1 protein-coding gene is annotated in these 750 nt (G+C 41.3%); it reads left to right on the forward strand.

What is annotated here, in order from left to right; translation table 11 throughout:
- Positions 1 to 87: 87 nt before the first annotated feature.
- On the forward strand, positions 88 to 750 hold a 663-nt coding region (locus ACFQEU_RS17035), incomplete at its 3' end, for a hypothetical protein (RefSeq protein ID WP_379784076.1).

Consider the following 750-nt stretch of genomic DNA (forward strand, 5'->3'; position numbering starts at 1 on the left):
GCCGACGACGATTCAACCATAAAGTTTGAACCAGATCCGATATATATCGCTCAGGACTTTCCACTTAGTGACAGACGTTTGAAGCAGATGACTGAATGTGAACTCATCATCGGATGGAACCATAAGGCTCGCGGTGTACTTAGCGAGTTTTCAGACTACGTTGCATCAGGAAGTGAAATCGATGTAGTGATTTATAATGCTACTGAAGCAGAGCGACGTGAAGTCGAAGAAATCAATGCCGAGCTCGGTAATATAAAAATCAATTTGATGGACATAAACCCCTTAGATAGAAGCCAGCTCATTGCTCTTCAATTGGAGCGCTATGGTACAGTTATCGTATTGGCCAGTGCACGATTGCATTCAGATACCAAAACAATCGACTCTGAGAATATCGTAACGCTTTTATTGTTGAGAAGCATTTTTGAGGAAATGGACAAAGTTCGCGAAACCAAATTGATTACCGAAGTGTTGGAAAGCCAAAACCACGCGTTAATTGCTCAGGCTGGCGTCAAAGACATGATTATATCCAGTAGGTTGGTTAGTATGATCACCGCGCAAATTTCAGAAAGTCCTGGGATAAAGGAAGTCTACGACGATATCTTTGAAGAAGATGGGTCAGAGATCTATTTAAAGCCTGTATCTCTTTATTTCGATGATATACCAGAGCAAGTCTCCTTCGCTGATTTAATCGCAATTGCACAAAAACGCAATGAATCCTGTTTTGGCGTTAAAATAAAGGCGCTTGAAAAC

The organism is Halorubrum tibetense (assembly GCF_042661865.1).
Classification (GTDB): Archaea; Halobacteriota; Halobacteria; order Halobacteriales; family Haloferacaceae; genus Halorubrum; species Halorubrum tibetense.